This window comes from Agromyces humi, assembly GCF_009720255.1.
GTDB lineage: Bacteria > Actinomycetota > Actinomycetes > Actinomycetales > Microbacteriaceae > Agromyces > Agromyces humi.
Genome location: NZ_WJSP02000155.1, coordinates 1 through 8,280, shown reverse-complemented (window position 1 = coordinate 8,280; position 8,280 = coordinate 1). Strand labels below are relative to the sequence as shown.

The window sequence follows — 8,280 nt, the reverse complement described above, 5'->3', positions numbered from 1 at the left end:
CATGGAAATGCGAAAGAGCATCCTCGCCACAGGCGCCCTACTGGTCGCCGCCGGCTTGGCTTTCACCGGGTGCAGCGCAGGCAGCGGCGGGGACGGTGACACCGGTGGCAAGGTGCTCACCGTCGGCCAGCCAACAGACGGCGCCGTCGAGCACGTCGTCCTGGCGAGGCTGGTCCGGCTCCGGCTCGGGGCGCACGGTTCCACGCTACGCCCGCCGCAACCGGGAGGAAATCGCGCCGGCGATGTCGATCCGCCGCGGCATCCGTTCGACGTCCAGAATGAGAGACGGACCGCCCGCCTCGCACGTTCAGAGAAGGAACCATCATGCGCACCCTCATCGTCACCGAGTTCATCACCCTCGACGGCGTCGTCGACTCGCCCGGGGGCGGCGAGCACCCGCGCGCCGGCTGGACCTTCAAGGAGGTGCCGTTCGTCGAGGACGCCTATGAGATCAAGGGCCGCGAGCAGGTCGAGGCCGGCGCCATGCTCATCGGACGGCAGAGCTACGACGAGTTCGCGCCGGTCTGGCCGAAGATGGCCGAGTTCGCCGAGTACAACGCCATGCCGAAGTACGTGGTCTCGACCACGCTCAGCGACCCCGAGTGGAACAACACCTCGGTGCTGCGGTCGCTCGACGAGGTCGCCGAGCTCAAGCAGGGCGACGGCGGCAACATCCTCGTGCACGGCAGCCCGACGCTCGCGAAGGCGCTGGGCGAGGCCGGCCTGGTCGACCGCTACCACCTGCTCGTCTTCCCCGTCGTGCTCGGCGAGGGCAAGCGCCTCTTCAGCGGGCGCGAGCAGGGCACGCTCAAGCTCGTCGAGCACGAGGCCTACTCGAACGGCGTGGTCAAGTCGGTCTTCGACGTCGGGCACTGAGCCGCTGCCGCCGCAGCAGGCGCGGCGGGCGACCTGCCACGGGGTCGGCGGATGTCGCGGGCGCGGGCTCGCGGCATCCGCTCAGCGCCGCGCCGGCGGCGCCACCGAGTCGCGTTCGATGAGGTGCTGGGGGAGCGTGCGGGTGACGACCGGCCCGCCGTCGCCGCCGATGCGGCGGATGAGCAGCCGGGCCGCCTCGGCGCCGATCTCGTGGATCGGCTGCGCCATCACCGTGACCGCTGGGGTGGTGACCGACGTCCAGTCCGCGTCGTCGAACGCGACGAGCGACAGGTCGTGCGGGATGCTGCGGCCGAGGGCTCGGGCTGCACGGAAGACCCCGAGCGCGATGAGGCTGTCGGAGGCGACGATGGCGGTGATGCCGCGGTCGCGGTCCTCGAGGAGGCGCCGGGCGAGCGGCTCGACGCCCTCCTGTCGGGCGTTCAGGTGCACGAACGACTCGGGGTCGGCGATGCCGGCGCCCTCGAGTGCGTCGGTGAATCCCTGCACGCGGTCGGCGACCGACGACGAGCCGAGGGTGTCGCCGCGACGGAACCCGCCGGGGTGGCGGATGGTCGAGATGAACGCGATGCGACGGTGGCCGGCGGCGGTGAGCAGGCCCGTGAGCTGCTCGGCGCCGCGTCGGTTGTCGGCCACCACGGTGTCGACCTCGAGGTCGGGCGCAGCGCGGTCGAAGAGCACGAGTGGACGGCCCGCGTCGATGATCGTGCGCAGGTTGTCGAGGTCGACGGATGACGCGGGCGCGACGAGCAGCCCGTCGACGCGCTTGGCGAGCTGCACCCCGATCGCCTTCTGCTCGGTGTCGGCCTCCTCGTCGGAGTTCGAGAGGATCAGGTCGAATCCGGCGGCGTTCGCGACATCCGCCGCCCCACGCGTGGCCTGGGCGAAGAAGGGGTTCTCGATGTCGCCGACGACGATGCCGAGCGTGTTCGAGCGACCGGTGCTCATCGTGCGGGCGAGCGCGTTGGGGCGGTAGCCGAGCTGCTCGGCGGCCGCCTGGACGCGGTCGCGCACGGCCTCGCTGACCGCGCCGTAGTCGCCGAGCGCACGCGCCGCGGTGGCCTTCGAGACCTTCGCCGCGGCGGCGACATCGCTTACGGTCACCTCGCGGCGGCCATTGCCATGGCCGTTGCCGTGCCCGTTGGGGGGTTCACCCACGGCTCCTCCAGTAAAAGTGAGAAAAGTGTTGACGCGACCCGAATCGTCGCGTACTGTCCCAGAAAACGCATTGAGACCGGTCTCAACATACCGGATTGAGACCGGTCTCAACAAGAGCACATCCCGCTGGGCATCGATCGCAGCACGCGAAGCGGCCGGGCCGCAACGGGATACCCGCAACCGCAGCACCACACGACAATCACTGCAACGAGAGGATCATCGTGATCAACCGCACCACCTTCCGCCGAGCAGGCGTCGCCGTCGCGGCCGCCGCCGCGGCGCTCGCGCTCGCCGCCTGCTCCTCGGCCGGCGCCACGACGAGCGACTCGACCGCCGAGGAGAACCCCTACCACCTGATCACCCCGGGCCAGATCCGGGTCGCGAGCCTCGGCGACGCGAAGCCCTACACGTTCACCGACGAGAACGGCGAGTTCACCGGGTTCGACGTCGAGCTCTTCACGGATGTCGCCGACCGCATCGGCATCGACGACGTCGTGTTCACCGGCCAGGACTTCTCGGGCCTGCTCGCCGCCGTCGCCAACGGGCAGTTCGACGTCGGCGTGGCCGCGATCGGCATCACCGAGGAGCGCAAGCAGACCGTCGACTTCTCGGAGGGGTACCTCGCGGGATACCTCACCGTCATGTCGAGCCCCGACGCGAACATCTCCGACGAGGAGGACCTCGCGGGCAAGCGCCTCGGCGTCGTGCAGGGCACCCTGCAGGAGGCCTACGCGGTGAAGAACTTCACCGAGACCGAGCTCGTGCGCTTCCCCGACAACAACGCCGCCATCTCGGCCGTGAACAGCGGCTCGATCGACGCGCACTTCCTCGACTACGAGGCGGCGAAGGAGTACTCGGCGCAGTACGGCCTCGAGAACGCCATCGACATCCCGTCGTTCGACGCACCCGCGGGCTTCGCGATCGCCAAGGGCAACACGGAGTTCAAGGCCGCCCTCGACGAGGCGCTCGCCGCGGCCATGGAGGACGGCACCTGGAAGGAGCTCTACCAGAAGTGGTTCCCGGGCTCCCCGATGCCCGAGCAGTACCTCCCCAAGGCCGAGCAGACCTCGGCTCCGACCGAGTCGGAAGCCCCGGCACTGTAGCCGGGCCCGCGGTCCGGGTCGGCGACCCGTCGGCCCGCACCGTCCCACTCCTCCCCTGAAGGAAGCGAACCATGGACTGGCTCGACAACATCATCACGACCTTCTTCGACTTCGATGCGATGCTGCAGGTGCTCCCGCAGCTGTTCGCCGTCGGACTCGTCAACACGTTGGTCATCTCGATCTGGGCGACTGTCATCGGCATCGTCCTCGGCATGGTCATCGCGATCATGGGCATCTCGCCGTCGCGGTGGCTGCGGATCCCGGCGCGCATCTACACCGACATCTTCCGCGGGCTGCCCGCGATCCTCACGATCCTGCTCATCGGCCAGGGCTTCGCCCGGTTCAGCCAGCAGGTCTTCGGCCCGTCGCCGTACCCGCTCGGCATCCTGGCCCTGAGCCTCATCGCGAGCGCGTACATGGGGGAGATCTTCCGGGCCGGCATCCAGAGCGTCGACCGCGGCCAGCTCGAGGCCTGCCGGGCGCTCGGCATGAGCTACGGCAAGGCCATGCGGCTCGTCGTCGTGCCGCAGGGAGTGCGCCGGGTGCTCCCCGCGCTCGTCAACCAGTTCATCGCGATCGTGAAGGACTCGAGCCTCGTGTACTTCCTGGGGCTGCTCGTATCCGAGCGTGAGCTGTTCCGCGTCGGCCAGGACGCCGCGGTCCTGACCGGCAACCTGTCGCCGCTCGTCGCGGCCGGACTCTTCTACCTTGCGATCACGGTTCCGCTGACCCACCTCGTGAACTACTTCGACAACCGATTCCGCACCGGACGCCGGAAGGCGACGCCGCCCAAGAGCGGCCTCGACGAGGTCGAGGAGCAGAACCCGACTCCGATGCTCACCTACGGAGAGAACTCATGACCTACACGTCCCCGATGCCCGTCACCGACGGCCACTTCTACGCGGGCTCGAGCCTCGAGCTCATCGATCTCACCATGGCGTACGGCGACATCGACGTGCTCCGCGAGGTCAGCCTCACGGTCGCCCCGGGCACCACGACCTGCATCATCGGGCCCTCGGGTTCGGGCAAGTCCACGCTGCTGCGCGGCGTGAACCGCCTGCACGAGCCGAAGTCGGGCGACGTGCGCCTCGCAGGCGAGAGCGTGCTGACCCAGAAGCCCGACGCCGTGCGCAAGCGCATCGGCCTGGTCTTCCAGCACTTCAACCTGTTCCCCGACCACACCGCGGAGCAGAATGTGGCGCTCGCGCTGCGCAACGTGAAGGGCCTCTCGAAGGCCGAGTCGATGCGGGTGGCCCGCGAGCGCCTCGACGAGGTGGGGCTCGCCGAGCGCGCCGACCACCGGCCACGCGACCTCTCGGGCGGCCAGCAGCAGCGCGTGGCGATCGCCCGGGCGCTCGCCATGGAGCCGGAGGTCATGCTCTTCGACGAGGCCACCAGCGCGCTCGACCCCGAGCTCGTGAAGGGCGTGCTCAACCTGATGGCCGGCCTCGCGCAGCGCGGCATGACCATGCTCGTCGTCACCCACGAGATGGGCTTCGCACGCAAGGTCGCCGACCAGGTCGTCTTCATGGACGAGGGTCGCGTCGTCGAGTCGGGCAAGCCCGGCGACCTCTTCGACCGTCCGCAGAGCCCGCGCCTGCAGCGCTTCCTCTCGGAGGTGCTGTGATGACGGATGCGGCGCGCCGCCCCATCCGCGCGGCCGTCATCGGCTTCGGCGTCTCGGGCCGCATCTTCCACGCGCCGTTCCTCGCGGCGAGCCCCGACTACTCCCTTGACGTGATCGTCACGCGCGACGCGTCGCGGCGGGCGGCGGCTGCGGCGCGGCATCCCCTGGCCCGGGTCGTCGCAACGCCTGAGCAGCTCTGGGCGGATGCCGCCGAGCTCGACCTCGTGGTCATCGGCTCGCCGAGCGGTACGCACGCCGCACTCGCCGACGCGGCCCTCGACGCCGGGCTCGACGTGGTCGTCGACAAGCCGTTCGCCGTGACCGCGGAGGAGGGGCGCGCACTCATCGCGAAGGCCGAGCGCCTCGGCCGGCGGCTCACCGTGTTCCAGAACCGGCGGTGGGACGGCGACTTCCTCACCCTGCGGGAGCTCGTCGATGCGGGCGCGCTCGGCGAGGTGCGCCGCTTCGAGTCGCGGTTCGAGTGGTGGCAGCCCGAACCCGCCGCCTCGTGGAAGACGGAGGCCACGGCCCGCGAGGGCGGCGGCATCCTCTACGACCTCGGCACGCACCTCATCGACCAGGCGATGCAGCTGTTCGGACCCGTGTCCGACCTGTACGTCGAGCTCGCTCGCCGCCGGCCCGAGTCCGCGGCCGACGACGACGTGTTCCTCGCGCTCGAGCACGCGTCGGGCGTCACCTCGCATCTGTGGATGAGCGCCGTCGCGCCCCTCCACGGACCGCGGTTCCACGTGCTCGGCTCACGCGCCGGCTACGCGACCTGGGGGCTCGACGTGCAGGAGCCGTCGCTGCTCGCCGGCGCGCTGCCCACCGACCCCGGCTTCGGCGAGACGCCCGAGGCACGCTGGGGCGTGCTCGGCGCCGACGGCGACACCCGCCCGGTGCCGACGAAGCGGGGCGACTACGGCGAGTTCTATCGACTGCTCGCGGTCGCACTGCGCGACGGCGGCCCGCTGCCGGTCGACCCGGCCGACGCCGTCGCGGTGCTCGAGGTGATCGAGCACGCGCACGCCGCGGCATCCGTCACCGCCTGACGTCCGTCACCACCTGACGTCCGTCACCACCTGACGTCCGTCACACAACCTGACCTCATGACAAGGAAGAGAAGCATCAGCATGCCCACCACACAGCCCACCCGCGTCATCGTCATCGGCGGGGGAATCCTCGGCGCCTCGACCGCCGCGCACCTCGCCGGGAGCGGGGCCCAGGTGACGCTCGTCACCGCCGGGTCGCTCGCCGACGGGGCATCCGGCCGCTCGATCGCCTGGCTGAACTCCTCGGGCGACCGCTCGGCCGAATACCACTACCTGCGCCTGCTCGCGCTGGACCGCTACCGCACGTGGAGCGTGCGCCACCCCGAGAGCCGTGCCTACCTGCGGTTCGACGGCGCGCTGAAGTGGGCCGCACCGGGCGAGAGCTTCCGCGAGACCTTCGGGTTCGAGCGCGCCGGCGGGTACGACGCCGTCTGGCTCGAGCGCGACGAGATCGCGGAGTTCGCGCCCGACGTGAACCCCGACGCGGTCGCCGACGAGGGCGCGATCTACAACCCCGGCGAGGGCTGGGTGAGCCTGCCCGACCTCATCGCGGCGCTGGTCGACGAGGCCGTGGCCGACGGCGCGCGCGTCATCGAGCATGCGGGCGAGTCGCGGGTCGACGTGCAGGACGGCGTGGCGACGGGTGTCGTCCTCGGCGACGGCACGCGGCTCGCGGCCGATCAGGTGGTGCTCGCGACGGGTCCCGCGGTGCCGGCCCACCTGGCGGCCCTCGGGGTGACGGTTCCGGATGCCACGCCCGCGGCCTTCGTGCTCTTCACCGACCCCGTGGACGTCGAGGTGAGGACCGTGCTGAACACGCCGCGCGTCGCGGTGCGTCCCACGCCCGACGGTCGGCTCGTGCTCGACGCCGACTGGGCGGAGCAGTCGATCGTCGTCGGCGACGACGGCTCGCTCACGGTGCCCGAGGCGTCGGTGCAAGGCCTGCTCGACGAGGCGTCGAAGGTGCTCGCGGGCAACCCGCGGCTGTCCGCGCAACGCGTCGGCGCCGGCCTGAAGCCGATCCCGGGCGACGGCGAGCCGGTCGTCGGCGCAGTGCCCTCGATCGACGGCCTGTACGCCCTGTTCACGCACTCGGGCGCGACGCTCGGGCTCATCCTCGGCGAGCTCCTCGCCGAGGAGGTCCTCACCGGATCGCCGTCGCCGGTGACCCGGACGTTCCGGCTCGACCGGTTCGGCTCGGATGCCGCGCCCGAGGCCGTGCCCACCGGCGCATGGGCGCCGGTGCCGCAGCGGTGACCCGTTCGGTTCCGGCGGCCACGGGCGGATGCCGCGTCACTGGGGGGCGTGGCATCCGGTCCTGTGCTGCCCCCGGAGTCACGCCACGGCGATGATGGTCGATCCCCGCACGCGAGTGCCGGGCGCGAACGCCGCGGGGGCATCGGCGAGCGATCGCACGGCGCCCACGATGGGCTTCAGCCGCCCGTCCTGCAGGCGCCGGGCCAGCTCGGCGAGCTGCGCACGGTCGGGCTCGACGACGAAGAAGATCGCCTGGCCGTCCTCCGGTTGACGGGGTGGCGGGGCCGCGATGGTGACGATCCGTCCTCCGGCCCGCAGCACACCGAGGGATCGCTCGAAGACCTCGCCCCCGATGACGTCGAAGACGAGGTCGACCGGGTCGAGGGACTCCAGCCGGCCGGACTCGAGGTCGACGAACTCGTCCGCACCCAGTTCGAGGATCGAGTCCTCGTGCTCGGTGCGACCGGAGCCGATGACGCGTGCGCCGAGCTCGTGTGCGAGCTGGACCGCGATGGAGCCGACGGCGCCGCCCGCCCCGTGGATCAGCACCGATTGTCCCGTCTCGAGTCGGCCGTGCTGGAACAGCCCCTGCCACGACGTGAGTCCCGAGATGGGCACGGCCGCTGCCGTGACGAAGTCCACGTTGGCGGGCAGCGGCGCGAGGTTCCGTGCCTCGACCGCGATGTACTCGGCGAGGGCGCCGTTGCGAGCCCAATCCGCCAGGCCGAACACGCGCTGCCCCACGGTGAGCCCGGTGGTGCCGTAGCCGAGTCCGACCACGACGCCCGCGAGCTCGTGCCCCGGCACGCTCGGGGTGCGGGAGCGGCCGGCGCGGTCGGTCCACGTCGCCGGCCAGGTGAGTTCGCCGGTCGTGAATCCCGCCGCGTGCACGCGAACGACGACGTCGTTCTCGGCGGCGTGCGGGGAGTCGAGGTCGGTCAGGGTCATCCCCTCCACGCCCTGGCCCTGCTCGGTCACGATGACGGCCTTCATGACATCCTCCCCAGCCTGCGCTGCGCGTCGTCTCGCCCTGCCGATGGGTCCCGGGCGGAACGTCGAACGCTACTCCTCGCCTGCATCGGCGGCAACGACTGCCGACTCGGCGCTCGGTCTACGCCCCGATCAGCGGCGGCGGGCAGGGACGCCGGACGCGGAGCCCGCTCGGGCGAGCGGCCAGCCACCGCGGTGG

General features: G+C 71.3%; 8 protein-coding genes. 6 read left to right on the top strand and 2 right to left on the bottom strand.

The window, feature by feature from the left end:
* Positions 1-324: 324 nt before the first annotated feature.
* Entirely contained in the window at positions 325-876 is a 552-nt protein-coding gene (locus tag GH736_RS12970) for a dihydrofolate reductase family protein (protein WP_159603915.1), read from the top strand.
* A gap of 81 nt (positions 877-957) precedes the next feature.
* On the opposite strand, the gene GH736_RS12965 is transcribed toward GH736_RS12970, so the two are convergent.
* Positions 958-2,052 carry a LacI family DNA-binding transcriptional regulator gene (locus GH736_RS12965; RefSeq protein WP_159603913.1) on the bottom strand — a complete coding sequence of 365 codons (1,095 nt, stop codon included), beginning with the start codon at positions 2,050-2,052 and terminating at the stop codon, positions 958-960.
* Positions 2,053-2,276: 224 nt separating this feature from the next.
* Between GH736_RS12965 and GH736_RS12960 the strand changes: the two genes are divergently transcribed.
* The 5 genes from GH736_RS12960 to GH736_RS12940 all read left to right on the top strand — a co-directional run bounded on the left by GH736_RS12960 (position 2,277) and on the right by GH736_RS12940 (position 7,091).
* Positions 2,277-3,155 (top strand): ABC transporter substrate-binding protein, encoded by an 879-nt coding sequence (locus tag GH736_RS12960; RefSeq protein WP_203230760.1) that lies wholly within the window; start codon positions 2,277-2,279, stop codon positions 3,153-3,155.
* Positions 3,156-3,226: 71 nt separating this feature from the next.
* Entirely contained in the window at positions 3,227-4,015 is a 789-nt protein-coding gene (locus GH736_RS12955) for an amino acid ABC transporter permease (protein ID WP_159603909.1), read from the top strand.
* Positions 4,012-4,782: an amino acid ABC transporter ATP-binding protein gene (locus GH736_RS12950; RefSeq protein ID WP_159603907.1), complete on the top strand. Its 771-nt coding sequence runs from the start codon at positions 4,012-4,014 to the stop codon at positions 4,780-4,782. Before GH736_RS12955 ends, GH736_RS12950 begins: the two co-directional genes overlap by 4 nt.
* Positions 4,782-5,834, top strand: a complete 1,053-nt coding sequence (locus tag GH736_RS12945) for a Gfo/Idh/MocA family protein (RefSeq protein WP_159603905.1) — start codon at positions 4,782-4,784, stop codon at positions 5,832-5,834. Before GH736_RS12950 ends, GH736_RS12945 begins: the two co-directional genes overlap by 1 nt.
* A gap of 81 nt (positions 5,835-5,915) precedes the next feature.
* A complete protein-coding gene (locus GH736_RS12940; RefSeq protein ID WP_159603903.1) occupies positions 5,916-7,091 on the top strand; it encodes an NAD(P)/FAD-dependent oxidoreductase in 1,176 nt (391 codons plus the stop codon).
* Positions 7,092-7,169: 78 nt separating this feature from the next.
* Here GH736_RS12940 and GH736_RS12935 read toward each other — a convergent pair whose 3' ends face one another.
* The gene (locus GH736_RS12935) at positions 7,170-8,084 is read right to left on the bottom strand and encodes an NADP-dependent oxidoreductase (RefSeq protein WP_203230758.1); all 915 of its coding nucleotides are present in this window, start codon (positions 8,082-8,084) and stop codon (positions 7,170-7,172) included.
* Positions 8,085-8,280: the final 196 nt, after the last annotated feature.

What these genes read in the sequence shown, in the direction of transcription:
- GH736_RS12970 (WP_159603915.1), top strand. Translation starts at nt 325, where the DNA reads ATGCGCACCCTCATCGTCACCGAGTTCATCACCCTCGACGGCGTCGTC.
- GH736_RS12955 (WP_159603909.1), top strand. Translation starts at nt 3,227, where the DNA reads ATGGACTGGCTCGACAACATCATCACGACCTTCTTCGACTTCGATGCG.
- GH736_RS12950 (WP_159603907.1), top strand. Translation starts at nt 4,012, where the DNA reads ATGACCTACACGTCCCCGATGCCCGTCACCGACGGCCACTTCTACGCG.
- GH736_RS12945 (WP_159603905.1), top strand. Translation starts at nt 4,782, where the DNA reads ATGACGGATGCGGCGCGCCGCCCCATCCGCGCGGCCGTCATCGGCTTC.
- GH736_RS12940 (WP_159603903.1), top strand. Translation starts at nt 5,916, where the DNA reads ATGCCCACCACACAGCCCACCCGCGTCATCGTCATCGGCGGGGGAATC.
- GH736_RS12935 (WP_203230758.1), bottom strand. Translation starts at nt 8,084, where the DNA reads ATGAAGGCCGTCATCGTGACCGAGCAGGGCCAGGGCGTGGAGGGGATG.